Below are 26,660 nucleotides of genomic sequence, written 5' to 3'. Positions count from 1 at the left end.
GAAGGAATGCTGTTTGCACCAAATACTTATGCCGCTGGCGATTGCGCGCCGTGCTTGGTTTTATAGTCCAGCACCGCTGCCTTGATCGCATCTTCAGCCAGGATAGAGCAGTGAATTTTCACCGGCGGCAACGCGAGTTCTTCGGCAATTTGCGTGTTCTTGATATCCAGTGCCTGATCCAGCGTCTTGCCCTTGACCCATTCGGTCACAAGCGACGAGGACGCAATGGCGGAGCCGCAACCATAAGTCTTGAACTTGGCATCTTCGATCACGCCATTTGCGCCGACCTTGATTTGCAGCTTCATCACATCGCCGCAAGCCGGCGCACCAACCATGCCAGTACCAATAGAATCGTCACCTTTGTCGAACGTGCCGACATTGCGAGGATTTTCGTAGTGATCAAGAACTTTTTCCGAGTAAGCCATTTTGATACTCCTTAAAACAATACGTTGATTCGTTTCACATTTCGATACGAAAAAATCCAGCTTAGTGGGCTGCCCACTTGATTGAGCTAATGTCGATTCCTTCTTTGTGCATGTCCCATAGCGGTGACAGTTCGCGCAATTTAGCCACTTTAGATTTCATCAGTTCGATGGTGAAATCAATTTCTTCTTCAGTTGTAAAACGGCCGATGGTGAACCGAATCGAGCTATGCGCCAGTTCATCGCTGCGGCCCAGCGCCCGCAATACATAGGAAGGTTCCAGACTGGCCGAAGTGCAGGCGGAGCCGGACGATACCGCGATATCCTTGATCGCCATAATCAGCGATTCGCCTTCGACGAAATTGAAGCTTGCATTCAGATTGTGCGGCACACGGTGCTCCATGTCGCCGTTGATGTAGACCTCTTCAATATCCTGCAAACCCTTGGCCAGACGGTCACGCAATGCTTTGATACGGACCATTTCTGTCGCCATTTCCTCTTTGGCGATACGGAAAGCTTCACCCATGCCGACGATCTGGTGCGTTGGCAAAGTGCCGGAACGCAAGCCGCGTTCGTGTCCGCCGCCATGCATTTGCGCCTCGATGCGTACCCGTGGCTTGCGCCGCACATACAGAGCGCCAATACCTTTCGGGCCATAAGTCTTGTGTGCGGTGAAGGTCATCAGATCAACCTTGGACTTTTCCAGGTCGATCTCGACTTTGCCGGTTGCCTGGGCTGCATCACAATGAAAAATGATGCCTTTGGCGCGGCATAGCTCGCCAATCTCATCAATCGGTTGAATTACGCCGATTTCGTTATTGACCAGCATCACCGATACCAGGATCGTGTCGGGACGGATCGCTTCCTTCAATTGGTCAATCGTAATCAAGCCATTTTCTTGCGGCTGCAGGTAGGTCGCATCAAAGCCTTGCCGCTCCAGTTCGCGTACCGTATCGAGCACTGCCTTATGCTCGGTCTTGACGGTAATGATGTGTTTGCCCTTGGTCTTGTAGAACTGGGCTGCACCCTTGATAGCGAGGTTATTGCTTTCGGTAGCGCCGGAAGTCCAGATAATTTCGCGCGGATCAGCATTCACCAGCGCGGCGACTTGCGCACGCGCCTCCTCCACGGCTTTTTCAGCCGACCAACCGTACATGTGGCTACGCGAAGCAGGATTGCCAAACTGCTCACGCAGGTAAGGGATCATCTTGTCAGCGACGCGCGGATCAACCGGCGTTGTTGCAGAATAGTCCATATAAATAGGGAAATGCGGTGCCTTCAATGACTCGATCAGGCTTTTTTCCAACGGTGCATTCATTCTCAAGCTCCAAATATCATCAGGCGACGACGTGGGTACGGCGCGATTGCATGACAATCACGTTTTGTTCATTATTCTTTTGTATTTGCTGATCGGCAAGATCCTTGAGCGACACGGAATCGAGATATTCGACCATTTTTGCATTCAAGGTTGTCCACAGGTCATGCGTCATACAACGGCCACCGGTTTCCGGTTTCGAGTGCTGACAATTTTCCTTGCCACCACATTGGGTCGCGTCAAGCTGCTCATCAACCGCAATTATAATGTCTGCCACCGTTACATCCTCGGCCTTGCGCGCCAAACTGTAACCCCCTCCTGGACCACGCACAGATTCCACAATCTTATGGCGACGCAACTTGCCAAACAGTTGCTCGAGATAAGAAAGTGAAATCTCCTGCCGCTGGCTGATGCCAGACAGATTGACAGGGCCATTATCCTGACGCAAAGCCAAGTCAATCATGGCAGTCACCGCAAAACGGCCTTTTGTTGTCAGACGCATCAAAACCCCAGTCCTAAAAACACATTCAGCAAACCATTAAAAATTTATTTAATTCCCAAACGATTTTGTCAAGTATAGCAAACCTGAGTAAATCCGTCAGGTAAGCATCAAGAATGGATGAGGAGAGCCTGATCCTGGTGGGCGCTATTTTTTTTTCAGAAAACTGGATTGGTCGAACGATGGCTGGCTCTGCCAAGATGTACTCTTTACACCTGCGAGCAGGCGTTATTCGACTGCAGAAAGAAAACTCAGAATCAAAACGAAAACGGCGGTATTGCGCCGCCGCTTTCATTCCCCTTGTATTGAGGGAGCATTTTTAAGGAGCATCATACTCCTCGACCCGCATTGAATGCGGTTGCGAGTGGTGTTCTCGTATCCAAACTTATCACTTCTAAAACTCAAATATTGTGTGAATATTCACCTCCTTGCGGAACCAACTGATCACATTCTAAATATAGGCAGTGACTCAAAAGTTACAAGGAAATATTTGCGTTTAAAAAACAAAAGCAAGAATATCTCTATTTATTAAGCTTGCAGTTCTTTGTAACAGTACGGCAAAAAAAAACCTCAAACTGCATCCAAGGATGCTTTTTCTCAGATTTAGTTTGCCATCATTTATCGCAAAATCGGCAGAGTGCCGTGCCATGCCGACTTGACTGCTGCGGCCCCCACCGCAGCTCCGAATTTTTTCAAGACTCGGTCAGGCAAGCCCTCATGCTCGGTGTAATCGACAATATCTTCAGCTTTAATTACTTCGCGAGCGACTGTATCAACTGTTCCCAACCCGTCAACCAAGCCCAACTCAATTGCCTTGGCCCCACTCCAGAATAAACCGGAAAATATCTCGGGCGACTCTTTTAGGCGCGCTCCGCGGCCTTTGCGTACCGCATCGATAAATTGCGTATGAATTTCATCCAGCATGGTTTGAGCATAAACTTTATCTTTTTCAGATTGCGGCGAAAATGGATCCATGAAACCCTTATTACTTCCTGCAGTAAGCAACCGACGCTCAACGCCGAGCTTTTCCATCAAACCAGCTACGCCGAAACCATCCATCAGCACTCCAATAGAACCGACGATACTGGCTTTATTGACATAAATTTTATCTGCGGCTGCAGCAATGTAATAACCGCCGGATGCGCAAACTTCATCAACGACAACATAAAGATGCTTGCCCGGATACGTTTTCCGCATCCGCACAATTTCGTCGTTGATCATGCCGGCCTGGACCGGACTTCCACCGGGACTATTGATACGCAAAATGACGCCAACGGACGAATCTGCAGAAAATGCATTATTCAGCGCGGGAACAACCACATCAGCCGCACCACTGCCTCCGGCCTCAATTGTCCCATTAATCTCTACCAGCGCGGTATGGCGCCCCTGCGTGCTCATAGTGGCATCACCCAGATTGAATATCAGCCAAAAGCCATAAAAAAGGAGAGAAAGCGTTAAAAGCTTGAAAAATATTCCCCAACGACGGCTAGCTCGCTGCTCCCTGATTGTGGAAAAAGCTAATTTCTCCAATACCTCACGCTCCCATCCATCTTTTTTATTGTCGGATTTCATTTGGTCCATTGAATTCTTCCTAGATAAACTGTCGAAGTCATTATCACTCATGGTTTTAGCTATTTACGTTTGCCCTGATGGCCGCAAAATGCAAACGCGGCTTCGAAAGCGATTGATAGAATATTTACGAAAAAATGACGGGAATAATTGCTGCCGTTTAACTATCGAGATACTGTATCAGGCCATTGCCGGGCGAATGTAGTCATCCGTCTGCCAAAAAATCTCGTTATCGACCTCAAGGACTGTTATTACCCGCAAGTTTGCACCACGGCAAGGTCCTCCGGCACACTTTCCTGTACTTGGAATATAAAGTGCTCCATGTGTTGAACACATGAGATACGAGCCACTGGATTCAAAAAAAACACCTGGATTCCAATCCAATTCCATTGGGACATGCGCGCATCGGTTCAGAAAGCCACGCACGATACCTTTATGACGCACGACGAAGCCCACGGCATCTTCTCCCCCCGCAGTAACGGGAAAACGCACCCCATTTCCACCTTCCTGGACTTCATCCGAACCACAGATTGGAATGATTACATCGACTATTCTCATTTACGCGTACCGACACAACCAGTCATGTAACAACGGCACGGAACTGGCTGAAAACAACGGATTCATTATTCGCAATTGATGCTCTGGATGTGCGCCATACTCTACAGCAATGCCGGCGGCACCTGCATTGGCAGCCATCTGCAGATCGTGTGTGGTATCGCCGATCATGACTGTGCGCTTTATATCCTGACCAAGTTCACGGGTTAATTCTTGCAGCATGGCTGGGTGCGGCTTGGAAAAAGTTTCGTCCGCACAACGTGTCGCATCAAATAAAGACAACAAATTGACAGCGTCTAGAGCCCGGTTCAAGCCAACCCTGCTCTTGCCGGTTGCGACAGCAAGAAAATACCCATCTTGCGCTAACTCAGCCAGCATTTTAGGGACGCCCTCGAATAAGGTCAATGCGTGATCTTTAGTCAAATAATGGTAACGATAGCGCTCAATCATGCGCGAATAATATTTCGGATCGACACCTGGCAATACTGCTTCCATAGCCTCTTGCAAACCCAAACCGATCACGTGCGAAGCCATCTTGTCGTCCGGTACCGGCAAGCCCAAATCCCTGGCCGATGCCTGAATACAATTGGCGATAGTCGCAGTGCTATCCATCAAGGTGCCGTCCCAATCAAACACAATTAAATCAAATTGCTTTCTTGCCATTTTTTTGGCAGCACATACTGCCAACTCCATTAATTAATATGTTGGTAAAGTGTTAAAAGTAGCATTAAATATGCTCTTGTTATATCAATTTAACTCAGCGCTTTCAAGCAGGCACACGTTCCATGCTTTTCAAGAAATTTTCACATTCCGGTGCCAGTGCTGCTTTTAAAGTCACAGGCTTGCCCGTTTCGGGATGATTAAAAGTGATTTGATGCGCATGCAAAAACATGCGTTTTAGTACACCACGCGCGTCAGTCGCTTTCAACAACGCACGGTTGAGGGCAAAATCGCCATACTTATCGTCGCCTGCAATCGCAAATCCGCTCGAAGCCAGATGCACCCTAATCTGGTGGGTGCGGCCTGTTTTCAATTCCGCCTCAAGCAATGCAAACGCGCCGTAATTTTTTAATAATGTAAATACGGTGTGCGATGCCAAGCCATCCGCCTGCACCCGCACCCTGCGCTCTCCTTCGGAAGTAGTGTATTTAAATAAAGGCAATTTGACATGCTGTCGCTGATTTTGCCAATCACCATGCACTAGAACCAGATAACGCTTGTCCAGTTGCCTTTCACGGATCTGTTCATGCAGGTGCACCAAGGCAGAGCGTTTTTTCGCCAGCAATAAAATACCTGAGGTATCGCGGTCCAGTCGATGCACCAGTTCAAGGAATTTCGCATCAGGACGGGCTGCACGCAACTGTTCTATCACACCATAACTTACTCCAGAGCCTCCATGTACAGCTACGCCTGCAGGTTTATCAATCACAAGAAGATGATTATCCTCCAACAATATTTTAAATTCCGCGCCAGGTACCGATTGCGCTTTCTTTTCCGACACGCGAATCGGCGGGATACGCACCATATCACCCGGCAGCAACCGATATGTTTGATCAATCCGCCCTTTGTTGACGCGAACTTCCCCAGAACGCAAAATCCGGTAAATATGGCTTTTTGGCACACCCTTGCATACGCGCAGCAGGAAATTATCGATCCGCTGCCCGGCGTCTTCTTCAGCGATATTAACGAATCGCGCGGGCGACTGGTTTTGCGGCTCCGGATGATGAACCGGCTTTTGAGCCTCATTCCCAGAAAATCTCATTAAGTCCTTCATTTTGAATATATAATCATTTCGCTTCAGTTAAAAACCGTCGCAAGTGTAAGAATAATAAAGACATTCTACACAGGGGCGTCTCCACTGGCCTCGCCAATTTGCAAATTCGGTGGAAAAGATGTGTACGCATCATCCTGTGCGAATCAAGGTTGCACCGTTGTTGTAATCGGATAACGCAAAGGATGTTGGAAAAGATTGTTTGGATTACAAGGATATATTGCCGGTAAGCCCACCTTCATACTAAACATAAAAGAAGGCTTGCTGGTTGATGTGGTTGATTACTATTGCCGCTTTCGCTAAACCCGTAATTTGTTTAGCTCATTTTAACTGCTCACCGCCACGCATCTGAATCGATAGATTCGACGACAGAAGCACCACTGACGATGTGCGCACTCGGCAACCAGATTGACTCCATCCGCGCCCATGTTGAATTCGGCGCCTATGGCCCGTCTTCTTCAGAATAAGGCAATTCCCTCCCCAAGCTATCGTTTCGCGTGCATCCCTATACATTTGCTGCCTGCTAACAAACAGATCAGACAGCATTTAAGTTGGCCTTTTGGTCATGGAGCATATACATGAAACGCATGTTGTTTAATGCCACGCAGCAAGAAGAATTGCGCGTAGCTATTGTCGATGGGCAAAAACTCATCGATATCGATATCGAAGCGACCGGACGCGAACAGCGTAAGTCGAACATCTATAAGGGCGTCATCACCCGCATAGAACCCTCTCTGGAAGCCTGCTTCGTCAATTATGGTGAAGAACGTCACGGTTTTCTACCGTTCAAGGAAGTCGCGCGCGGTTACTTCAAAGAAGGTGTCGATGTCCGCAATACCTCGATCAAGGATGCCTTGCGTGAAGGCCAGGAAATCATGGTGCAGGCGGAAAAAGAGGAGCGCGGCAATAAAGGCGCCGCTTTGACCACCTTCGTTTCGCTGGCGGGCCGCTATCTGGTTCTGATGCCGAACAATCCGCGCGGCGGCGGTGTTTCGCGCCGAGTAGAAGGCGAAGACCGCCAGGAGCTGCGCGAAACCATGGACAAGCTGGATTTACCAAGCGGCATGTCCGTCATTGCCCGCACGGCAGGAATTGGACGCAATGTGGACGAACTGCAATGGGATTTAAATTATCTGATGCAGCTCTGGCGTGCGATTGAAGGCGCCGGCAAGTCAGCGCCGGGCGCATTCCTGATTTACCAGGAATCTTCTTTGGTGATCCGCGCTATTCGCGATTATTTCCAGCCAGACATCGGCGAAATCCTGATCGATACTGATGGCATTTACGAACAGGCACACCAGTTCATGAGCCATGTGATGCCCGACATGGTGCATCGCGTCAAGCGCTATAGCGATGACGTACCACTGTTTTCCCGCTTCCAGATCGAGCATCAGATCGAAACCGCTTATTCGCGGACTGTGCCATTGCCGTCCGGCGGCGCGATTGTGATTGACCATACTGAAGCACTGGTATCAGTCGACGTCAATTCAGCGCGCGCAACACGCGGCTCAGATATCGAAGCCACGGCTTTCAATACCAACGCTGAAGCGGCCGAAGAAGTTGCCCGCCAAATGCGCCTGCGCGATCTGGGCGGTTTGATCGTGATCGACTTCATCGACATGGAGAACGCAAAAAATCAGCGTGAAGTTGAAACTCGCCTGAAAGATGCGCTGCACTACGATCGTGCTCGGGTCCAGATGGGCAAAATTTCCCGTTTCGGCCTAATGGAATTGTCACGCCAGCGTTTGCGCCCTTCGTTATCGGAAGGCAGCCATGTAACCTGCCCTCGCTGCAACGGCACTGGCCATATCCGCGACACCGAATCTTCCGCTTTACAAGTCCTGCGCATCATCCAGGAAGAAGCAATGAAAGAACATTCGGCCGCCATCCACGTACAGGCTCCAGTGGATGTTGCAGCCTTCCTGCTTAACGAGAAACGTGGCGAAATACTAAAAATAGAGACTCGCCATCGCGTTACCGTAATCCTGATTCCGAACAAACACCTGGAAACTCCACATTACAAGCTCGAACGCATTAAACTGGACGATCCGCGTTTGGAAGACAGCCAGGCCAGCTATACCATGGTGGAAGAGGCTGAAACCGACATCGGTTACGGTAAACGCCAAAAAGAGGAAATAAAGCCTCGCCAGGAAGCTATGGTCAAAGGGATCACGCCATCTCAACCTGCCCCGCTGGTAGATCGCACACCGGTAGCTCCTTTGGCAAACGCCTCTGCCGAGGCCGCGAAAAAGCCGATTAAGGAAGGTTTCTTAAGCAAATTCATGGACTTGTTGTTCGGCAAAAAACCGCTCACGACCGTTGCCACTCCAGTCATTATCAACGAGGAAAAGCCACAAACAAGCCGCGAACGCAATGAGCGCAACAGCCGCGGCCCACGCAGCCGAGGCGGTCGCACTGGCAAAGACCGTGGCAGCCGCGAAGAACGTGACACTGCACGGCTTGATGTCAGTGACGAAATAGTCAAGCCCGTCGTAAGCGAGGTTATGGAGATACGTACGCCACGCCCTCCGCGCCAACCCAGGCCGCCACGCGAAGTTGAAGAAGGAAATGAAGGTCGTCGTGGTCGCAATAGTGGAGAGCGGCAGCAACGCAGCCGCGTTGAAAATAAGGATTCCGATGCTGCAGAGTTGAAAATTGAAGAAGCGTTGCCGCTTGCATCGCTACCATTGGTCACTGACGCCAGTACTGCATCCGTAGCTGTTGCTGCACCAATACTTCTACCCGACAATACGGATAGCAGTGAACCGACTATGGAAGATGCCGCCCTAACGAGCGCAGAAACCAGTGAGCAGGGCGATGAGCCGCGCCGCCGCCGCCGCCGCGGTGGCCGCAACCGCAACCGTCGCGATCGCGAGGCCGGCGACGAACTCGAATCCGTCGATGATAATGCCGTTACAGAGGCAACTGAAGCGACTGTTGAATCAACTTGGGCCAATATGGTTCACTCGACGCCAATAGTATCTGACGCCGTGTCCATCGTAGCACCTGCTACAACCCGGATCGAGACAGTGCCTGAAATCGCGGTAAATGCGTTCATCGAGATAACCCCGGCACCGACCGCTATTGCTCCAATACCTGTTGTCGAGATTAATGATGTAGAAACGACATCAAGTGAATCCACTGCGCCGCATGAAATGGCTGCTCCGAGTAAGGTGGTTGCTCCGGTTGAGATGATTGAGGTAACTGTGCCAGTTGCTGTTCCGGTTGAGGAGGAAACACCGATTGCATCTACCCCCATCTCTGCAGTTTCGATGCCAAGCACCGCCATCGATTTGCAGCAAGTACTTGCCTCGGCTGGTCTTATGCAAGCCACTACGGACCCAGAGAAATTGCGCGCAGCACAGGAAGCTGCTGACAAAATTGCTCCCCCCGTGGAAGTGCATCGCGAGCGCAAGCCATTACCATCGTTATCGACGGAACCATTATCACAGGTAGAAACACGCAGTTAATCTGATGGACTGTTTTATTTCAACAAAATAGCCAGATTTTATATGTAAAAAAGGAGAGCCTTGGCTCTCCTTTTTTTACATTCTTCACTATGGTAGTCATTTTTGGAATACGCAGCAAACACGATACTGATGGAAAAATCAAGCACACCACACCTGAATACTTGAAAATACAAAGGGAAACTACTTCATTAAAGGCGCTCAACAACCCACCTCAGTACCGTTAATTATCGCAGTATGGTTAGAAACACATTGCCTTACCAAAAGTAATTCCAGAAATTATTGCTATTTTGTTAACCAATTTTCAAATGTAAAGTAGTCTGGGCGCATCGCGCCTAATTGCTTACTCTCAACAAATAACTTATTTTTAAGCAGCACAGACCAGAAAATCAACTGCGATTGCAGCTTGGAAAGGCATTTTTAGATTTTTTTCTTATCGGGTTCGGGCAGCAAACAGGCATCGACCACTTGCAAATCATTATCTTTTGCAAAATCAACAACAAAATGGTATGCCAGCGGCTCAATCAGGCGCAATTTTTCGTTCACCACTACTGAACGAATGCCGTTGAGCAGGATCGGACGCACGTAGTGCGAATACTGGAGATGGGCGTTTCTGCCTCCGCCCTGCTGAAAGCAAGACATGGCCCCACATAGACGTTCAGACCAATCGCTTGGGCGAAACTGTTTTCCATTACTGTTAATGCCGAGTATGAAAAACTCTTTGATGATCGGGTCTATATCTTTATGCGCCATGTTTGCAGCTAATTTCTATAGTATCTGCTATTCAGGTTTGCTTGCCGCCATTATGTAGCATCAAGCCTTTAAAATTCTTACGTATTATATCTTATAGAAGACTTGCGCACGAAAAAGCAAGCCACAATATGAAATCGACAGCAACCAATAGCCTCTGAGAGACTAACCCAGCCAGACTGCCATCGACAATAGCAAGAGCAATAACATCCAAAGCAAGAGTGCGCGCCACACCAGACCCACCGTACTCTGCAGCGCACGGATCGATGGTTCATCTCCCGGTGCGCTGTCAACTTCAATGGCAATCGAGTCCACTATAGCGGCATCCACAGGCAATATGTCGGTCGCATTTTCAAACGGTGTGCCAAGCCGAAAGCCCATGGCACCGCCGCCAGAGGAAAGGATGATACCAATCGCTTCATCCTTCCAGTTACCTGCAAAATTGCGCCAAGCATAAATGGCATCTTCAAAATTGCCCACTATGGCAAATGCCACTGCTGTCAAACGCACCGGAATCCAGTCGATGATATAAAACGCGCGGGCAGAAAACTGGCCGAACGTTTTGCTGCCCACACGATCTGGATCATTCCAAGCACGTGCCAGATATTCGGCAACGCGATACATGACTGCGCAGGCAGGGCCCAATGGCATCAGGAACCAGAAAAAAACACCAAACACATTCCGATGTGTGGAAATCAGGGCTTTTTCGACTGCAATCCTCGATATTTCAGCAACTTCCATACCGACTGTATCCTGCCGAGTCCACTCTGCCAGCAAGTTACGAGCGGTCACATCGTCGCCGGCATTCAGTGCCAATTGAATAGAAGTAAAAAAATGGCTGTAATGCCTGAAACCGAGCGTCAGATACACTATGCAGACATTCCAGGCAAAGGCAGCAATCGGGCTGATTTTGATGCTTAGCCAGTAAATCAATATGGTGGGCAGCATTAGCGCCAGCATCATGAAAATCCAGCCGCGCTGTCCATGATGTGCCTGACCGGCGTTGAACCAGCCTTCCATACGGACTGCCAGAGCTTTGATTTCGGTATAAATCGGATTGTCCGCGCGTAACGGCTTGAGTTGCTCAATCAACAAAGCACAAAGTATGGAGAGAAAGGTCATTGGAACATCTTAAAAATCAGTGAAGCTCTACCTTAACCTAGCGCATCAATAGAATCAAACAGCTTTATACGATCAGAAAAAAACAGAGTACTGGCGATGATATGGAAAAACGTAATTTTATAATCGGAATTTACAGTAAGCGATGCCATTCCATCCTGAGCGCATACCGCGGCAACAATAAATTAAGCTCTCAGAAAATGGAACAGGTTACGCAGCATGCCTGCAGTCGCACCCCATATGAAAAATCGCTCATAAGGCATGGCGTAAAATGTTCGGCGACCAAGTCCCGCCGGAAATTCGATTGTGCGGCGCTGATGATGCGCACCGTCCATCAAGAATGAGAGCGGAACCTCGAAAATCTCGGCGACCTCAAAAGGGTCTGGCTGGAAATCGAACGGAGGCGTGACGATTGAAACTACCGGAGTAACAAGATAACCGGTAATGGTGCAATAGTTGGGCAAGGTGCCCAATACATCCAGACGATTACGATGAATACCAACTTCCTCTTCGGTTTCCCGCAAGGCGGTCTCAATGGCCGACGCATCGATTTTTTCGGCACGGCCGCCAGGAAAACTGACCTGCCCTGCATGATCATGCAAATGTGCAGTACGCTGGGTCAGAAGCAAAGTCATCCCACCCTCTCTAGCCACTAGAGGAATTAGCACCGATGCTGGGCGTAGCGGCAATCGCTGCAATCTCAAGCCATGTTCGTCCGTGATTTCGGGGTGCCACACGGGCGGACTGGCAAAGCGCTGTCGCAGCCACGACGACACCAGGTGTTCCGATGGCACAGCCAGTTCGCCTGCAATCGACACCACTGGTGCAATTTTCGGGTCAAAAATCAGTTTGGACAAAAGTCACCTCTGCTTCAACAAAAAAAGGGCACCGTCGGGCACCCTTTTTTCACACAAAACACATACCAGACGTTATGCGGATTTTTTTGCCGCCGTACGACGATTTGGCAATTTTTCTTTAATACGCGCCGATTTACCCGAGCGCTCACGCAGATAATACAGTTTGGCACGACGCACATCACCATGACGCTTGACTTCAATTGAAGCAATCAATGGGGAATACAACTGGAATGTACGCTCGACACCTTCACCGGAAGAAATCTTGCGAACGATGAAGTTGGAGTTCAAGCCACGATTACGGCGAGAAATAACTACCCCTTCATAAGCCTGCGCGCGCTTGCGCGTGCCTTCTACGACGTTCACATTGACGATGACGGTATCGCCAGGTGCAAATACGGGAATATTTTTACCCAAGCGAACAATTTCTTCTTGTTCAAGTTGTTGAATCAAATTCATTTTTAACTCCATATACCATCTTGCTGGCGCACATAGTTTGCGAACAGCTAGCAAACATTGCCCAGTAGAGGATGGGATTAAACATGCGGCAAACCAAATGGTTTTAGCCGCTCTTTATTACCAACTACAAACACCTTAAAAATTTTTCATCTGCAACTGTCAGCAAACCTTCCTCACGCGTTTTAGCTAGCAAATCAGGCCGCTTCCTGGCAGTTGCTTCGAGCGCCTGCTGACGTCGCCATTTACAGATATCCGCATGATTACCACCCAATAATACCGGAGGCACCAGCACTTCATGATAGTTTTCTGGTCTTGTGTAGTGCGGACAATCGAGCAAACCGTTGACAAAACTATCTTCAATCGCAGATGAATCATCATGTAGTACGCCAGGCAATTGTCGGATGATCGCATCCAACAAGGCCATCGCAGGCAATTCACCACCTGACAGAACAAAATCGCCGAGGCTGATTTCGTCATCAACGCAGTCGTCCAGCAAACGCTGATCAACCGCTTCGTAACGCCCGCACAACAGTATAAGACCGGGCTGCTTGGTCAATTCCATTACACGCCGGTGATTCAGCGTCTTGCCTTGTGGCGACAAATACACCACTTTCGGAACAGGCAACCCCAACGCGCTCTGACGCTGCTTGGCAGCGCCAATGGCTGCATCCAGAGGCTGCGCCAGCATCACCATCCCTGGTCCACCGCCATATGGCCGATCATCCACGGTGCGATGCTTGTCGTATGTGAACTGACGGGGATTCCATAACGTCAAATCACATTTTTTTTGTTCAAATGCACGTCGTGTAACACCGGACTGCGTCAGCGCAACAAACATTTCGGGAAAGAGTGTGACGACATCAAATTGCATTTCGCCTCCTTATCCCAACAATGTCAGCCAGCTCAAGAATATGGTGCGCAGGAATCTAATAATCCAGACCCCAGTCAACCGTAATTTTTCGCGCTTGCAAATCAACCGTCTTGACGAACTGATCCACAAAAGGAATCAATAACTCCCGTGCCGGCTTATTCTTGATTTGGAGATCCACCACCGCCACACGCAGAATCGGATGCGCACCGGTACTCATCAAATCCTGGACGACGCCCAGAGGCGCACCTTCCAGATCATTAACATCCAGGCCGATCAAATCAACCCAGTAAAATTCACCATCTGCCAGAGCAGGAAAATGGCTGCGAGGAATCTGTATGGCGGTGCCCTTCAGCGCTTCCGCCGCGTCACGACCTGAGACTCCGACCAATTGCGCAACGACATCGTCGACATGCAACTTTGCCTGAATCACATCGACAGGATGCACATCAGGCTGGTCAAACCACCATGTTTTAGCGTTCAGCAGCGCATCAGCATCAGCAGAATAAGGCCTGATGCGAACCCAGCCGTGAATTCCGTAAGCACCAGATACGTAACCCACCAACACTAAATCGGCAGGGATTTGCACCCCTGCTGCAATTTTAAGCGACAAGCTAAGCGACAATTAAGCAGCTACTTTTTTGCCAGCCTGAACCAGGCGAGCCACTGTAGGCGACAATTGTGCGCCAACGCCCTGCCAGTAAGCCAGGCGATCCTGCACAATGCGAATCGATTCCTCACCGCCTGCAGCCATCGGGTTATAAAAACCGATGCGTTCGATGAAACGACCGTCGCGACGATTGCGTGAATCAGTTGCTACGATATTGAAAAAAGGACGCTTTTTTGCGCCTCCACGAGCTAAACGAATGACGACCATATTTATTTCCAAAAAAGTGTTCGAATGCGGAAAAAGCCGTAAATTATAGCTCGATTACCACTACCCCTGCAACAAGAAACATATTGCCGGCTGCGCGCAGTTGTCAACCATGGCAAAACCATCTGCACGCAGCGCTATCAAGACTTCCATTTATCCGGTATTCAACATGGGCTTAACAGTCGTCCAGACAATGTCCGGAATAATAGTTCAAATTCAGCAGAATCGTTAAAGGCTATGAATTTCAAAAATACCGTATGGTCATGCACCATACTCTATAGTGCATTTTAAATAACATCTAATATACATGCGGAAAACTATGCGTTTTAAGCCATACTCCCTGTATTAATTAACCATGATTAACGAAATTATGTGCTCTCGCCACAAAAACAAGACTGTTGCCACTTTTTTAGCCACGTTTCTGGGCGGTCTGGGCCTGCATCGGGTGTATTTACATGGTTGGCAAGACAAATGGGCGTGGCTGCACTTTGCCAGTCTTCCGGTCTCTGTGCTGATCGCTCTGATGGCACCTGATCAACCCTGGATGTTTACAGGCAGTCTGTTCGTCCTGTCTGTGCTGGCGGGATGCATCGAATCGCTGACTATCGGCGTCACGTCCGATGATGCTTGGGATGCGCGCTTCAATCCCAATTCAGGACGACAATCCATGTCGGACTGGCCTTTGGCAATATTGCTGGTACTGACTGTCGGCGCCGGTGCGACCGCTCTGATTGCTGCGATGGCGCGCATTTCGGACCTATTACTGACCGGCGGCGCTTTCGGATGACCCAGAGAGTCATACGTCTGTCGGTAACGTCAATGTTTCCTTGACCTCCTCCATTACGACAAAACTTTTTGATTGTGTTACTCCCGGCAACTGCAGCAGGATATCGCCCAGCAATTTTCGATATTGGCCGATCTCCTTGATGCGGGCCTTGATGATGTAATCGAAGTCGCCCGAGACCAGATGACACTCCAGTACTTGTGGAATCCGCACCACTTCGCGTCGGAAATCATCAAAAGTCCGCCCGGATTTGGCCGACAGCGTAATTTCAACAAACACCAGCAAACCCGCATCCAGCGTCAAGGGATTAACCCGTGCGTGATAACCGGTAATGATGCCGTCACGCTCCATGCGCTTGACACGCTCGATGCAAGGGGTGATCGTCAAGCCGACCGCATTAGCCAACTCAGTCATCGCCATACGGCCATCCTGCTGCAATAGCGTCAGTATCTTGCGATCGAGCTTATCCAGAGTGCGCACAGGTTGTCGTTGAGTACGCATTATTTTTTCCTTTAAAACACTGAAATACATGAACATTTACTAGATTGTAATCACTACCATAGCAATACTTAATAATATATATGTATTTTTTCAGGAGATTCTAATGCGCATTCTGATTCTTGGAGCCGGTGTAGTCGGCGTCACCAGCGCCTGGTATCTGGCACGTGCCGGGCATGATGTGACTGTAATCGAGCGCCAGCCCGAAGTCGCACTGGAGACCAGCTTCGGCAACGCCGGACAAATCTCCCCTGGCTACGCATCACCCTGGGCTGGTCCGGGCGTACCCGCGAAAGCGATCAAGTGGTTGCTGCAAAAACATCCGCCCTTGTCTCTCAAGCCGGATGGCTCGCTGTTTCAACTGCAATGGCTGACCCAAATGCTAGCCAATTGCACCGAGAAACGCTATGCGGTCAACAAGGCGCGCATGGTGCGGCTGGCCGAATATAGTCGGGATTGCTTCAAGGCCATCAGGTCCGACACCGGCATCGATTACGAAGGACGTCAACAGGGCACCTTGCAAGTATTTCGCACCCAGAAGCAAGTAGATGACACTGCCAAGGATATCGCGGTCCTGCAAGAAATGGGCGTGCCGTTCGAGTTACTCACCAGAAATGAACTCAGTCGTGCCGAACCTGCATTGGAGCAGATAAAAGATAAATTGAGCGGCGGCCTGCGCCTGCCCAACGACGAGACTGGCGATTGCCAACTCTTCACCACCAAACTCGCCGCACTGGCGCAAGCTGCCGGTGTACGTTTCCTGTTCAACCGCAGCATTGACAGTCTGGTGATCGAAGGCGGCAAAGTGAAAGGGGTGCGCTCGGCAGGCGAAACTGTGGAAGCGGATGCAACTGTGGTGGCGCTCGGCAGTTTCTCGACCGCCCTGTTGCGCGGCATGGTGGATGTTCCCGTCTATCCGGTCAAGGGCTACTCGATCACGGTGCCGATTACCGATGCAGCGGCAGCTCCGGTCTCGACTATTCTGGACGAAACCTACAAAGTCGCAGTGACCCGTTTCAATGACCGCATCCGCGTCGGCGGCATGGCCAATCTGGTCGGCTACGACCTGGAACTGCATGACAGCAGGCGTGAGACATTGGAGTACGTGGTCACCGACCTGTTCCCGCACGGCGGCGACGTCAAGCAAGCTACCTTCTGGACCGGACTGCGGCCAATGACTCCAGACAGCACTCCGATTATCGGCCCAACTGCCATCCCCGGTTTATGGCTCAATACAGGCCACGGCACCTTGGGCTGGACCATGTCGTGCGGTTCGGGACAATTGCTGGCAGATTTGATGTCGGGCAAGACACCGGAAATTGCAGCGGAGGATCTGGGTGTGCGCAGGTATGCAAAAACTTGAGACCTGCATCTACAAGCACTACCAATAGCTTAACCGGACTGAGATAGATTAAACCTGAGATTAAACTCAATATCCTGCCGCCCCCGGACATTTTTGAACTGATCCGTTGACGTGCAAACCAGGTTTACCGGTTAGTTTGATAATTAATCGCAGACGTGCTCTCCTTCAACAATTGTTGCAACAAAAAAGGGCAGCCTGACAGCTGCCCTTTCATCGTGGAGACCGGGAACTACATCAGAACTGGTCTTCGGTCAGCGCCAAGACGCCCGCGCTGCCCGCAACAATTGCAGTCCGGTAGCCGGCCGCCTGCGACAGGATGTGATCTGCGAAGAAACGCGCGGTACCGATCTTGGCTTGGTAGAACTTGGCATCGCCCTCGCCTGATTGCAGCTTTTGGTCGGCAATCAATGCCGCACGCGCCATTTGCCAGCCGCCAAGCACGATGCCCGCCAGCTTCAGGTAAGGCACCGAACCGGCGAACACAGCCTTGATGTCGGACTTCATGTTGCCGGCCACATAAGTAACAACTTCTTCCAGCGCAGTCGCGCCGGCAGCGAGTTGCGTGCCGATGGCGGCCAGATCGGCTGACGCATGTTGTGCGCAGTGTGCCGCTAGCGCCGCTTCAGTCGCACGTATCTGGGCAATGATCGCCTTGGCAGTCGCACCGCCATCGCGCACCGTCTTGCGGCCGACCAGATCATTGGCCTGGATTGCAGTGGTGCCTTCGTAAATGGTCAGGATTCTGGCATCGCGATAATGCTGCGCTGCGCCGGTTTCCTCGATGAAGCCCATTCCGCCATGCACCTGCACGCCGGTGGAGGTCACATCCAGCGACATCTCGGTCGACCAACCCTTGATGATCGGCACCAGATATTCGTAAAAAGCCTGATTGGTCTTGCGCGTCGCATCATCGGCATGGTGATGCGCGATGTCGGAAGCGGCGGCGGCGACGTAAGCCAGCGCACGCGATGCTTCAATCTGGGAGCGCATCGACATCAACATGCGGCGCACGTCCGGATGATGGATGATAGCTACCGGCCCGGCGGAGCCGGCCAGGTCGCGCGACTGCACGCGGTCCTTGGCGAACTGCACGGCTTTCTGATAGGCGCGCTCGGCGACAGCTACGCCCTGCATGCCGACTGCGAAACGGGCCGCATTCATCATGATGAACATGTATTCCAGACCACGATTTTCTGCACCGACCAAAGTACCGATGGCGCCGCCGTGGTCGCCGAATTGCAATACTGCGGTCGGGCTGGCCTTGATGCCGAGTTTGTGCTCAATCGAGACACAATGCGCATCGTTGCGCGCACCGAGCGAACCATCGGCATTGACCATGAATTTCGGCACCACAAACAGTGAAATGCCTTTCACGCCTTCAGGCGCGTCGGGGGTGCGGGCCAGCACCAGATGGACGATATTTTCGGCCATGTCGTGTTCACCGTAGGTAATGAATATCTTGGTGCCGAATACCTTGTAAGTGCCGTCACCCTGCGGCACCGCACGGGTACGTACCGCTGCCAGGTCGGAGCCGGCTTGCGGCTCAGTCAGGTTCATGGTGCCGGTCCATTTGCCGGAAATCAGGTTTTCCAGATAAATCGACTTTTGTTCGTCTGTACCGGCAGTCATCAGCGCCTCAATCGCGCCATCGGTCAGCAATGGGCACAGGGCGAAAGACAGGTTGGCAGAGTTGAGCATTTCGATGCACGGCGTTGCCACCAGTTTTGGCAAACCCTGGCCGCCAAATTCGACTGGATGTTGCACGCCTTGCCAGCCGGCTTCGCCGTAGGCCTTGAACGCTTCCTTGAAACCCTTGGTAGTAGTGACCTGACCATCGCGCCAAGTACTCGGCGCCTGGTCGCCCGCCCAATTCAGAGGGGCAATGACCTCGCCACAGAACTTGGCATTTTCTTCCAGCACCGCCTCAACGGTTTCCGGCGTCGCGTCTTCGCAACCCGGCAAGCCGTTCACGGCAGCCAAACCAGCGAGTTCATTCATCGCAAACAGCATATCTTTCAAAGGTGCAACATAACTCATCGTATAACTCCAGTAAATGGGCAAAAATATAGGTCTGTTAGCGACAGGCTCGGTCAAGAACCCATTGCTAACAGACCCTGCAATTATTGAGGATTGAGAGGCTTGTGCCTGTCAATCCAGCGACAAAGACCACAAGTCCCGTCGCTTTAATAACGGTATCGGCGAATTAACCTAATTCCGCCACGAGTGCCGGCACCACATCGAACAAATCGCCGACGATACCGTAATCGGCCACACTGAAGATCGGCGCTTCCGCATCCTTGTTGATGGCAACGATGACTTTCGAATCCTTCATCCCGGCCAGATGCTGGATCGCGCCCGAGATACCGACCGCGATATACAGCTGCGGCGCGACGATCTTGCCGGTCTGCCCCACTTGCCAGTCGTTCGGCACGAAGCCGGCATCGACTGCAGCGCGCGAGGCACCCATTGCGGCGCCAAGCTTGTCAGCCAGCGGTTCGAGGATCTTAAAGTTGTCGCCGGAACCCATGCCGCGCCCACCGGATACGATGACCTTGGCGGCGGTCAGTTCAGGACGGTCCGATTTCGCGACTGCCCGCCCGATGAAGGCGGATTTGCCGGAATCGGCTACCGCTGCGATGTTTTCAACTGCAGCGGAGCCGCCGGCAGCAGCGGCATCGAAGCCGGTTGAACGCACGGTGATGACCTTGATCGGATCGCTCGACTGGACGTAAGCGATCGCGTTACCAGCGTAGATTGGGCGCTCGAAGGTGTCGGGCGCATCAACCCGGGTGATTTCGGAGATCTGAGCAACGTCGAGTTTGGCCGCCACGCGAGGCAGGATGTTTTTGCCGTAGGCAGTGGCAGGCGCGAGGATGTGGGAATAGTTGTTGGCGATTGCCAACACTTGTTCCGCCACATTCTCGGCCAAGCCGTCGGCAAAAGCGGCGGCATCGGCCACCAAAACCTTGGCGACGCCGGCGATCTGGGCCGCGGCTTGGGCGGCAGCGCCGCAATTGTGGCCCGCTACCAGAATATGAAGATCGCTGCCGCAAGCGGCGGCAGCGGTGACGGTGTGGAGCGTGCTTCCTTTTAAGGAAGCGTTGTCGTGTTCAGCAATGACGAGTACAGCCATGATGTTTTCCTAATAACAGGATGAGCAGGATGAAGTGAAAAGGACGAAGCGCCACAATCTGCGCCTATTGTCCGTAAATCAATCAATGAATAAATCGATCAATGCGTCATTCAGTGAATCAAATGACTTTCGCTTCGTTTCTGAGCTTGGCAACCAGCGTGGCGACGTCTGGCACCATGATGCCGGCGCTGCGCTTGGCTGGCTCGACGACTTTCAGGGTCTTCAGGCGCGAACTGACGTCTACACCCAGATCGGCCGGCTTGACTGTGTCGAGCGGTTTTTTCTTGGCTTTCATGATATTCGGCAGCGTGACGTAGCGCGGTTCGTTCAGGCGCAGGTCGGTGGTGATGATCGCAGGCAAGGTCAAAGCAAGTGTTTCCAGGCCGCCGTCGACTTCACGGGTGACGGTGACTTTGCCATCTTCCAGCACGACTTTGGAGGCAAAAGTGGCTTGTGGCCAGCCCAGCAAGGCCGCCAGCATCTGACCGGTCTGGTTGCAGTCGTCATCAATGGCTTGTTTGCCGAGGATGATGAGTTGCGGTTGTTCCTTGTCGGCCAGTGCCTTGAGCAGCTTGGCCACAGCCAGCGGCTGGATGTCGGATTCTGTTTCGACCAGGATGGCGCGATCGGCGCCGATGGCCATCGCAGTGCGCAGGGTTTCCTGGCATTGCGTCACGCCGCACGAAATGGCGACAACTTCAGTAACTTTGCCTGCTTCTTTCAGGCGCATCGCTTCTTCCAGTGCGATTTCATCGAATGGATTCATCGACATTTTGACGTTGGCGATATCGACGCCAGTGTTGTCTGACTTGACACGCACCTTGACGTTGTAATCCACCACGCGTTTGACCGGGACCAAGACTTTCATAGTTCTGCCTTTACTGTGCAATTTTGCAAATGAAGTTTAATTGACGTTAACGTAAATGAAATTGAATTATAAAGCGAATCATAAACACCGAGACATAATTTAAGACGGTCGTTCTATTTATTCCAGCGCCTGAATGCCGCTTGTTTTCAAGAATTGCCTATATTCAGTTCTGCTGGCAGTAGTTGTAAGGTTTTATCACATCGATGCTGCAGCAGCGCATTTTACACGGGTGATTACTACAGATTAATCAACGCAAGAAAATCCTGAATCCGACCAACGCACTTTAGCCAGTCTTGCCAGACGCTTCATTCATCTGGATCGGAATTTTTCTGTCGATATCTCAAATCGCTTCAACTTGTCATACAGCGTTTTGCGCGGGATATTCAGGCTCTCGGCCGCTGCAACCACATTACCCTCCAGACGCCGCAGGCCATCCTCGATAATGGATTTTTCAAATGCGTCGACCTGCTCGGCAAGCGAACCCTCGCGCCGCACACCGGATGGCATCAACATGTCGTCGAGCAATCCCAGGACAAAGCGATCGGCAATATTGCGCAGTTCCCGCACATTGCCGGACCATTTCTGCGCCATCAATGCACGCAATAATTCGATCCCGATCAAGGGCGCAGTCTGGCCATAGCGTACCGCCCCCTGCAAAACGAAAAATTCGAATAACAGCGGGATATCCTCGCGCCGATCCCGCAGCGCGGGCAGGGTCATGCTGGCAACATTCAAGCGGTAGTAAAGGTCGGCCCTGAATTTGTTTTGCTCGGCCAGAATGCGCAGATCGTCCTTGGTCGCGGCAATCACTCGCAAATCGATCGGAATCACCTGGTTCGACCCCAGCCGCTCCACCTGCCTTTCCTGCAACACGCGCAACAGCTTGACCTGCAGCGAGAGCGGCATGCTTTCAATTTCATCCAGAAAAAGCGTACCCCCGCTAGCGTATTCAATCTTGCCGATGCGTTGCCGGTTGGCGCCGGTAAATGTCCCTTCTTCATGCCCGAACAGCTCGGATTCAAAAATGGATTCCGGCAAGGCGCCGCAATTAATCGCGACAAAGTGATGGTCTCTGCGATCGCTGAAGTCATGCAGGCAGCGTGCAATCAGTTCCTTGCCCGTGCCTGTTTCGCCCAGGATCATGATGTCTGCCGACTTTGCCGCCAGATTCAATACCGTTTGCCTGACCTTGGCAATGGCATTGCTGCGCCCGACAATGCGCGCCTCGATGCCCTCGCGGTTTTCCAGTTGGCGGCGCAGATCGATGTTTTCCAGTACCAGCCGCCGCTTATCCAGCGCGCGATAACTCACATCTACCAGCAGATCGGAGGAAAATGGTTTCTCGATGAAATCGTAGGCGCCTTGCCGCATTGCGCTCACCGCCATCGAGACATCGCCATGGCCGGTAACCAGAATGACAGGCAACAACGCATCTTGCGCGACCGCCATGCGCAACAATTCCAGGCCGTCGATACCGGGCAACTTCACGTCGCTGATCACAATGCCGGGAAACTCAGGTGATAAATATTCGAGCGCCTGCTCGGCAGTGGCGCACGGGATGACGGAAAGACCGGCCAATTCCAGCGCCTGCTTGGCCCCCTTCCTGACAATCGCATCGTCTTCCACCAACAAGACCTGCATGCCGTCAAAACTTCGCTCCTGCATCATGTTTCCCTCTTTTCGGCATCACACTCGGATACGCATGTCAGCCTGATGATAAATTCCGCACCGCCGCCCTCTTCTCTTGGCCGGTTTCGAACCGATAGCAGCCCGCCGGCGGTGCGAATGATCCCTGCGCTAATCGAAAGCCCCAGCCCCAAGCCTTGCTCCCTGGTGGTATAGAACGGATCGAATATCTTCTCGATCAGAGTCGCAGGAATTCCAGTTCCTGTATCGCAGATGTAGATTTCCAGGCAATCGGCATTTTTCACGATCTTGAGCTCGATTCGCTTGGTAGCGGATTCGGCCATCGCATCGATCGCGTTTGACAGAAGGTTGGTAAAAACCTGCTCCAGCCCGATCTCGCTACACAGTACTATGAGTGGCTGCTGCGGCCACGCGGCGCTCAGCTGTATCCGTTCTGCGGCAATTCTTGCATGCAGCAACAGCATCGTCTGTGCGAAGGCTTTCTGCACATGGGCTGGCCTTCTGGCATCGTCGCTACGCCGCGCAAATGCTTTCAGCTGCGAGGTAATGTAACCAAGCCGTTTAACCAGATCGGAGATGATGGAAAGATTTTCCAGCGCTTCCTCGGTGCGGCCCCGCGCAATGAATACCCGGGTATTGTCAGAAAAAGTTTGCAGTGCGGCCAGCGGCTGGTTCAGTTCATGGGTGACGCCCGCCGCCATCTGTCCGATCGCGGCCAGTTTCCCGCTTTGCACCAGTTCGGCTTGGGCACAGCGCAGCGTTTGTTCTGCGCGCTCGCGCTCGGCCACTTCGGCTTGCAGACGCTGATTGGCATCGAGCAAATCCGAAGTCCGTTGTCCAACCTTGATTTCCAGCTCATCGTAGGCACACTTGAGTGCTGCTTGCGCGGCCAGCCGTTCATGTATCCGCCTGCGGCGTTGCCTTGCATACAATACGCCGAGCAATACTACCGCCCAGGCAAGCGTCGCAGCGAGCGCCGCATTTCTGGCTACCGCGCGCACCGGAGCCAGATCGGACAACACGGTAATTTGCCATTCCAAAGGTGCAAGGCGACGCCCCACGGCAAGAAACTCGCCGCTAGGCGCTGCACGGTCATGCGCCGGGTGAGTCAGGGAAATGACCTTCGCCCCATCTGCAAATTGTTCCAGCACCGGATGGTCAACCGAGGGTAAGGCTTCATGCATGAATTGGCGCTGCTGGCTAATCGTTTTTCTGCGCGCATCCGACAACGGCACCAGGGTGGTAAATTTCAAACCGGGAAATGAGGACAGGATGATTACGCCATTGGAATCGGTCACCCATATCCGCTCGGTGGCGCCCGGCGCTCGCCATGACCGTTCGATCCAGTCAAGACTTACTTTTGCCGCCGCGACGCCGATGATGCGTCCGCCACGTCGAATCGGTTGGGAAATGAACAATCCGGCCTCGCCGGTCGATACGCCGATACCGTAGAAACGTCCGATCCCGCCGCGAATGGCTTGTTCAAAATACGGTCGGAACGCATAGTTCTGGCCAACATACGAAGTCGGCTCTCGCCAGTTGCTCGATGCGAACACGACGCCCTGAGGGTCCAGCACGTAGACGGCGAAGGCACCGACACGGGTATTGATATTCTCGAGATAGCCATTGACGCGCGCCACCTTTGCCGCGTCCTTGTGTTGCAGCAGATCGGCCACTTCAGCGCTTTGCGCCAGCGCCAGGGGAAGGAATTCATATTTACTCAGGATGCCGTCGAGAGTTGCCGCGTAAAACTCCGCACGCGGCGCCAGTATCCGATGCATATCATCCAGACTGCGGCGTTTCGCAAACCAGTAGGCAAAAACCACAACCGCGACCAGCAAGCCCAGTGCCAGCACTACCATGACCGAGTTTTTGAGATTGCGATGAGCGAACACTGGCTGAACTCCGCGTTTAAACCACACCTTGTGACAACATCGATGCACCCCCGGCATCGACTGGCGCGCCATCATACACCGCGGCAGGCAGGCGAATGGGACTCGGCAGCGCGAAAGTCGGAGCTTTCCACCGTTTCGTCAATGAAAATATACTGTCCAATGTATTTTTCAAATGGCAATAAAATAAAGCGGAAGAAGCAGTATTTTTTACTATACCCCTGCATAAATTGTAGAACTGAAGGTGCGGAAAGGCTAGTTTATTGGAAAATCCTTTCCGCAGCATCATCGTTCCGGATCAATAGAACGCCTCAATCCGCCGTTGTTGCCAGCATTTCATCCTGGCGATGGCGTTGCTGCTCTTCCATCACCAGCGTACCGAGTTCCCGCTTCAAGCGGTTGAACTCGGGGTCGCTCGGGTCGCGCGGGCGCGGCAGCGCGATCCGCACATCGCGCTTGATGGTACCGGGGCGATACGTCATGACGATGGTGCGGTCGGCCAGATAGATCGACTCTTCAATACTGTGAGTCACGAAAACGATGGTGGTGCCGAACTCTTTCCATATCTTCAGCAACTCATCCTGCAGGTTGCGGCGGGTCAATGCATCGAGCGCGCCGAACGGTTCATCCATCAGCATGATCGGGGAATCGAGCGCCAGCACCCGTGCGATGGCGACCCGTTGCCGCATGCCGCCGGACAAGTCCTTCGGAAAACGATCCCGGAATTCATGCAGGCTCAACATGTTCAGCAATAATTCGACCCGTTCCCGGATCGCAGACGCCGGACGTCCGGCGATTTCGAGACCGAACGCAATGTTTTGCTGAATCGTCATCCAGGGAAACAACGCATATTCCTGAAACACCATGCCGCGATCCGGGCCAGGCTTGGCGACGCGCACGTCACCGGCCCAGATGCCACCCGAGGTCGGATGTGAAAATCCGGCTATGGCGTTGAGCAGCGTCGATTTCCCGCAACCCGATGGGCCGAGCAAGCAAATGAATTCGCCGCCGGCAATCGTCAGATTGATATCCTTGAGCGCTACCACATCGCCGCCGTCGCCAGAAAATACCTTGTTGACCGCTTCAATTCTGATGGTTGTCATATTGTCTCCAGATTAGTTGTGTTCGAGTCCGCGATGCCACTTCAGCAAGTGGTTGTTCAACGCGTTCATTGCCATGTCGATCGCCAGGCCGAAGAAGCCGATGGTAAACATCCCGGCGATGATTTTGTCCGACCAGAAATACTCGCGGGCTTCCAGAATCCGAAATCCAAGGCCATTGTTGACGGCGATCATTTCCGCCACGATCACCACGATGAATGCGGTTCCCATGCCAATCCGGGCGCCAGTCAAAATATACGGCGTGGCGGCCGGCAGAATCACGCGCCGGAACATGGTCATTTGCCCGGCGCCAAGATTGCGCGCTGCCCGGATATAAATGCCATCGACATGACGCACACCGGCAATAGTGTTCATCAGGATCGGGAAGAAAGAGCCGATGCTGATTAGAAAGAACGCGGGAGGATTACCCAAGCCAAACCATAAAATCGCCAAAGGAATGTACGCAATCGGCGGAATCGGACGCAGCACCTGAATCAGCGGATCGAACAATTTGTAGATCGTTTTATTGGTCCCCATCAACAGCCCGAGCGGCAGCGCCAGCACCGCGCCGATCAGGAATCCGCCAATCACGCGCGACATGCTGGCATAAGCGTCGTGCAGCAATTCGCCGGACAGCAGCCACAGCGCGTAATTCCCCAGTTCCGGGGCGTAGGCTTCTGTTGGCGCCAGATATTCGCCCCACTTGCGCACCACCGCCAGCGGCGACGGCACGATCTGGGGATTGATCAATCCGAAAAACGACAGCGCCTGCCACAGCGCCAGCGCAATCAGCGGCACGATCGCGCCGTGCAGCAACTTCTTGAGGAAAGAGAGATTCATGCCGGCTCCCGAC

General features: G+C 52.2%; 26 protein-coding genes. 4 read left to right on the top strand and 22 right to left on the bottom strand.

Annotated features, from left to right (window positions below):
• Window positions 1-26: 26 nt before the first annotated feature.
• The 3 genes from iscU to iscR all read right to left on the bottom strand — a co-directional run bounded on the left by iscU (window position 27) and on the right by iscR (window position 2,239).
• Window positions 27-425, bottom strand: a complete 399-nt coding sequence (gene iscU, locus KGFNPO_RS05435) for a Fe-S cluster assembly scaffold IscU (RefSeq protein ID WP_472615164.1) — start codon at window positions 423-425, stop codon at window positions 27-29.
• Window positions 426-486: 61 nt separating this feature from the next.
• Window positions 487-1,740 carry an IscS subfamily cysteine desulfurase gene (locus KGFNPO_RS05430; RefSeq protein WP_472633469.1) on the bottom strand — a complete coding sequence of 418 codons (1,254 nt, stop codon included), beginning with the start codon at window positions 1,738-1,740 and terminating at the stop codon, window positions 487-489.
• A 19-nt stretch (window positions 1,741-1,759) separates the two neighbouring features.
• Window positions 1,760-2,239, bottom strand: a complete 480-nt coding sequence (iscR, locus tag KGFNPO_RS05425; RefSeq protein WP_472633468.1) for a Fe-S cluster assembly transcriptional regulator IscR — start codon at window positions 2,237-2,239, stop codon at window positions 1,760-1,762.
• Between the two features lie 113 nt (window positions 2,240-2,352).
• Between iscR and KGFNPO_RS05420 the strand changes: the two genes are divergently transcribed.
• Entirely contained in the window at window positions 2,353-2,559 is a 207-nt protein-coding gene (locus KGFNPO_RS05420; protein ID WP_472633466.1) for a hypothetical protein, read from the top strand.
• 295 nt (window positions 2,560-2,854) lie between these two features.
• Here the strand turns inward: KGFNPO_RS05420 and KGFNPO_RS05415 are convergent, their stop codons facing one another.
• The 4 genes from KGFNPO_RS05415 to KGFNPO_RS05400 form a co-directional block, all read right to left on the bottom strand.
• Window positions 2,855-3,859, bottom strand: coding sequence for a S49 family peptidase (locus tag KGFNPO_RS05415; protein WP_472633465.1), 1,005 nt, complete (start codon window positions 3,857-3,859; stop codon window positions 2,855-2,857).
• A gap of 126 nt (window positions 3,860-3,985) precedes the next feature.
• Complete coding sequence (locus KGFNPO_RS05410) at window positions 3,986-4,363, bottom strand: Rieske (2Fe-2S) protein (RefSeq protein WP_472633463.1); 378 nt, start codon at window positions 4,361-4,363, stop codon at window positions 3,986-3,988.
• Window positions 4,364-5,023: an HAD-IIIA family hydrolase gene (locus tag KGFNPO_RS05405; RefSeq protein WP_472634394.1), complete on the bottom strand. Its 660-nt coding sequence runs from the start codon at window positions 5,021-5,023 to the stop codon at window positions 4,364-4,366.
• A 103-nt stretch (window positions 5,024-5,126) separates the two neighbouring features.
• A complete protein-coding gene (locus KGFNPO_RS05400; RefSeq protein ID WP_472633462.1) occupies window positions 5,127-6,134 on the bottom strand; it encodes an RluA family pseudouridine synthase in 1,008 nt (335 codons plus the stop codon).
• A 575-nt stretch (window positions 6,135-6,709) separates the two neighbouring features.
• Between KGFNPO_RS05400 and KGFNPO_RS05395 the strand changes: the two genes are divergently transcribed.
• Window positions 6,710-9,601 carry an Rne/Rng family ribonuclease gene (locus KGFNPO_RS05395; RefSeq protein ID WP_472633461.1) on the top strand — a complete coding sequence of 964 codons (2,892 nt, stop codon included), beginning with the start codon at window positions 6,710-6,712 and terminating at the stop codon, window positions 9,599-9,601.
• A 417-nt stretch (window positions 9,602-10,018) separates the two neighbouring features.
• On the opposite strand, the gene KGFNPO_RS05390 is transcribed toward KGFNPO_RS05395, so the two are convergent.
• The 7 genes from KGFNPO_RS05390 to rpsP all read right to left on the bottom strand — a co-directional run bounded on the left by KGFNPO_RS05390 (window position 10,019) and on the right by rpsP (window position 14,525).
• Complete coding sequence (locus KGFNPO_RS05390) at window positions 10,019-10,351, bottom strand: DUF3579 domain-containing protein (protein ID WP_472615158.1); 333 nt, start codon at window positions 10,349-10,351, stop codon at window positions 10,019-10,021.
• A gap of 162 nt (window positions 10,352-10,513) precedes the next feature.
• The gene (locus KGFNPO_RS05385; RefSeq protein WP_472633460.1) at window positions 10,514-11,470 is read right to left on the bottom strand and encodes a CobD/CbiB family protein; all 957 of its coding nucleotides are present in this window, start codon (window positions 11,468-11,470) and stop codon (window positions 10,514-10,516) included.
• A 182-nt stretch (window positions 11,471-11,652) separates the two neighbouring features.
• On the bottom strand, window positions 11,653-12,324 hold the full coding sequence (locus KGFNPO_RS05380; RefSeq protein WP_472633459.1) for a CoA pyrophosphatase: 672 nt from the start codon (window positions 12,322-12,324) through the stop codon (window positions 11,653-11,655).
• A gap of 72 nt (window positions 12,325-12,396) precedes the next feature.
• A complete protein-coding gene (gene rplS, locus KGFNPO_RS05375; RefSeq protein WP_472633458.1) occupies window positions 12,397-12,780 on the bottom strand; it encodes a 50S ribosomal protein L19 in 384 nt (127 codons plus the stop codon).
• 124 nt (window positions 12,781-12,904) lie between these two features.
• Window positions 12,905-13,651, bottom strand: a complete 747-nt coding sequence (trmD, locus tag KGFNPO_RS05370; protein ID WP_472633457.1) for a tRNA (guanosine(37)-N1)-methyltransferase TrmD — start codon at window positions 13,649-13,651, stop codon at window positions 12,905-12,907.
• 55 nt (window positions 13,652-13,706) lie between these two features.
• A complete protein-coding gene (rimM, locus tag KGFNPO_RS05365) occupies window positions 13,707-14,261 on the bottom strand; it encodes a ribosome maturation factor RimM (protein ID WP_472633456.1) in 555 nt (184 codons plus the stop codon).
• A 12-nt stretch (window positions 14,262-14,273) separates the two neighbouring features.
• On the bottom strand, window positions 14,274-14,525 hold the full coding sequence (rpsP, locus tag KGFNPO_RS05360) for a 30S ribosomal protein S16 (RefSeq protein WP_472615152.1): 252 nt from the start codon (window positions 14,523-14,525) through the stop codon (window positions 14,274-14,276).
• A 352-nt stretch (window positions 14,526-14,877) separates the two neighbouring features.
• Here rpsP and KGFNPO_RS05355 point away from each other — a divergent pair, with 352 nt between their 5' ends.
• On the top strand, window positions 14,878-15,309 hold the full coding sequence (locus KGFNPO_RS05355; RefSeq protein WP_472633455.1) for an NINE protein: 432 nt from the start codon (window positions 14,878-14,880) through the stop codon (window positions 15,307-15,309).
• 9 nt (window positions 15,310-15,318) lie between these two features.
• Here the strand turns inward: KGFNPO_RS05355 and KGFNPO_RS05350 are convergent, their stop codons facing one another.
• Window positions 15,319-15,807 carry an Lrp/AsnC ligand binding domain-containing protein gene (locus tag KGFNPO_RS05350; RefSeq protein WP_472633454.1) on the bottom strand — a complete coding sequence of 163 codons (489 nt, stop codon included), beginning with the start codon at window positions 15,805-15,807 and terminating at the stop codon, window positions 15,319-15,321.
• A 103-nt stretch (window positions 15,808-15,910) separates the two neighbouring features.
• On the opposite strand from KGFNPO_RS05350, the gene KGFNPO_RS05345 reads away from it, so the two are divergent.
• Window positions 15,911-17,167: a D-amino acid dehydrogenase gene (locus tag KGFNPO_RS05345; protein WP_472633453.1), complete on the top strand. Its 1,257-nt coding sequence runs from the start codon at window positions 15,911-15,913 to the stop codon at window positions 17,165-17,167.
• Window positions 17,168-17,401: 234 nt separating this feature from the next.
• Here the strand turns inward: KGFNPO_RS05345 and KGFNPO_RS05340 are convergent, their stop codons facing one another.
• From KGFNPO_RS05340 to KGFNPO_RS05310, 7 genes are all read right to left on the bottom strand, one after another.
• Entirely contained in the window at window positions 17,402-19,204 is a 1,803-nt protein-coding gene (locus tag KGFNPO_RS05340; RefSeq protein WP_472633452.1) for an acyl-CoA dehydrogenase, read from the bottom strand.
• 166 nt (window positions 19,205-19,370) lie between these two features.
• Window positions 19,371-20,300 carry an electron transfer flavoprotein subunit alpha/FixB family protein gene (locus KGFNPO_RS05335; protein ID WP_472633451.1) on the bottom strand — a complete coding sequence of 310 codons (930 nt, stop codon included), beginning with the start codon at window positions 20,298-20,300 and terminating at the stop codon, window positions 19,371-19,373.
• A 118-nt stretch (window positions 20,301-20,418) separates the two neighbouring features.
• Window positions 20,419-21,168, bottom strand: coding sequence for an electron transfer flavoprotein subunit beta/FixA family protein (locus tag KGFNPO_RS05330; protein ID WP_472615146.1), 750 nt, complete (start codon window positions 21,166-21,168; stop codon window positions 20,419-20,421).
• Between the two features lie 309 nt (window positions 21,169-21,477).
• Window positions 21,478-22,833 (bottom strand): sigma-54-dependent transcriptional regulator, encoded by a 1,356-nt coding sequence (locus KGFNPO_RS05325; RefSeq protein ID WP_472633450.1) that lies wholly within the window; start codon window positions 22,831-22,833, stop codon window positions 21,478-21,480.
• Complete coding sequence (locus KGFNPO_RS05320) at window positions 22,833-24,710, bottom strand: sensor histidine kinase (protein ID WP_472633449.1); 1,878 nt, start codon at window positions 24,708-24,710, stop codon at window positions 22,833-22,835. Before KGFNPO_RS05320 ends, KGFNPO_RS05325 begins: the two co-directional genes overlap by 1 nt.
• Window positions 24,711-25,018: 308 nt before the next feature.
• Window positions 25,019-25,810 carry an ABC transporter ATP-binding protein gene (locus tag KGFNPO_RS05315; RefSeq protein ID WP_472633448.1) on the bottom strand — a complete coding sequence of 264 codons (792 nt, stop codon included), beginning with the start codon at window positions 25,808-25,810 and terminating at the stop codon, window positions 25,019-25,021.
• A 12-nt stretch (window positions 25,811-25,822) separates the two neighbouring features.
• Complete coding sequence (locus KGFNPO_RS05310; protein WP_472633447.1) at window positions 25,823-26,647, bottom strand: ABC transporter permease; 825 nt, start codon at window positions 26,645-26,647, stop codon at window positions 25,823-25,825.
• Window positions 26,648-26,660 lie beyond the last annotated feature (13 nt).

Source organism: Gelidimonas diazotrophica, assembly GCF_055694025.1.
Note: the sequence above shows the minus strand (reverse complement) of the source record. Positions and strands in the feature narration are given on the sequence as shown.

Excerpts from the sequence above, each read along its gene's own strand:
- KGFNPO_RS05335 (WP_472633451.1), bottom strand. The coding sequence starts at position 20,300 with ATGGCTGTACTCGTCATTGCTGAACACGACAACGCTTCCTTAAAAGGA.
- KGFNPO_RS05315 (WP_472633448.1), bottom strand. The coding sequence starts at position 25,810 with ATGACAACCATCAGAATTGAAGCGGTCAACAAGGTATTTTCTGGCGAC.
- KGFNPO_RS05310 (WP_472633447.1), bottom strand. The coding sequence starts at position 26,647 with ATGAATCTCTCTTTCCTCAAGAAGTTGCTGCACGGCGCGATCGTGCCG.
- KGFNPO_RS05430 (WP_472633469.1), bottom strand. The coding sequence starts at position 1,740 with ATGAATGCACCGTTGGAAAAAAGCCTGATCGAGTCATTGAAGGCACCG.
- KGFNPO_RS05355 (WP_472633455.1), top strand. The coding sequence starts at position 14,878 with ATGATTAACGAAATTATGTGCTCTCGCCACAAAAACAAGACTGTTGCC.
- rplS (WP_472633458.1), bottom strand. The coding sequence starts at position 12,780 with ATGAATTTGATTCAACAACTTGAACAAGAAGAAATTGTTCGCTTGGGT.
- KGFNPO_RS05400 (WP_472633462.1), bottom strand. The coding sequence starts at position 6,134 with ATGAAGGACTTAATGAGATTTTCTGGGAATGAGGCTCAAAAGCCGGTT.
- KGFNPO_RS05420 (WP_472633466.1), top strand. The coding sequence starts at position 2,353 with ATGGATGAGGAGAGCCTGATCCTGGTGGGCGCTATTTTTTTTTCAGAA.
- trmD (WP_472633457.1), bottom strand. The coding sequence starts at position 13,651 with ATGCAATTTGATGTCGTCACACTCTTTCCCGAAATGTTTGTTGCGCTG.
- KGFNPO_RS05395 (WP_472633461.1), top strand. The coding sequence starts at position 6,710 with ATGAAACGCATGTTGTTTAATGCCACGCAGCAAGAAGAATTGCGCGTA.
- KGFNPO_RS05405 (WP_472634394.1), bottom strand. The coding sequence starts at position 5,023 with ATGGCAAGAAAGCAATTTGATTTAATTGTGTTTGATTGGGACGGCACC.
- KGFNPO_RS05415 (WP_472633465.1), bottom strand. The coding sequence starts at position 3,859 with ATGAGTGATAATGACTTCGACAGTTTATCTAGGAAGAATTCAATGGAC.
- KGFNPO_RS05350 (WP_472633454.1), bottom strand. The coding sequence starts at position 15,807 with ATGCGTACTCAACGACAACCTGTGCGCACTCTGGATAAGCTCGATCGC.
- KGFNPO_RS05410 (WP_472633463.1), bottom strand. The coding sequence starts at position 4,363 with ATGAGAATAGTCGATGTAATCATTCCAATCTGTGGTTCGGATGAAGTC.
- iscU (WP_472615164.1), bottom strand. The coding sequence starts at position 425 with ATGGCTTACTCGGAAAAAGTTCTTGATCACTACGAAAATCCTCGCAAT.
- KGFNPO_RS05325 (WP_472633450.1), bottom strand. The coding sequence starts at position 22,833 with ATGCAGGAGCGAAGTTTTGACGGCATGCAGGTCTTGTTGGTGGAAGAC.
- KGFNPO_RS05390 (WP_472615158.1), bottom strand. The coding sequence starts at position 10,351 with ATGGCGCATAAAGATATAGACCCGATCATCAAAGAGTTTTTCATACTC.
- rpsP (WP_472615152.1), bottom strand. The coding sequence starts at position 14,525 with ATGGTCGTCATTCGTTTAGCTCGTGGAGGCGCAAAAAAGCGTCCTTTT.
- KGFNPO_RS05330 (WP_472615146.1), bottom strand. The coding sequence starts at position 21,168 with ATGAAAGTCTTGGTCCCGGTCAAACGCGTGGTGGATTACAACGTCAAG.
- iscR (WP_472633468.1), bottom strand. The coding sequence starts at position 2,239 with ATGCGTCTGACAACAAAAGGCCGTTTTGCGGTGACTGCCATGATTGAC.
- KGFNPO_RS05340 (WP_472633452.1), bottom strand. The coding sequence starts at position 19,204 with ATGAGTTATGTTGCACCTTTGAAAGATATGCTGTTTGCGATGAATGAA.
- KGFNPO_RS05345 (WP_472633453.1), top strand. The coding sequence starts at position 15,911 with ATGCGCATTCTGATTCTTGGAGCCGGTGTAGTCGGCGTCACCAGCGCC.
- KGFNPO_RS05385 (WP_472633460.1), bottom strand. The coding sequence starts at position 11,470 with ATGACCTTTCTCTCCATACTTTGTGCTTTGTTGATTGAGCAACTCAAG.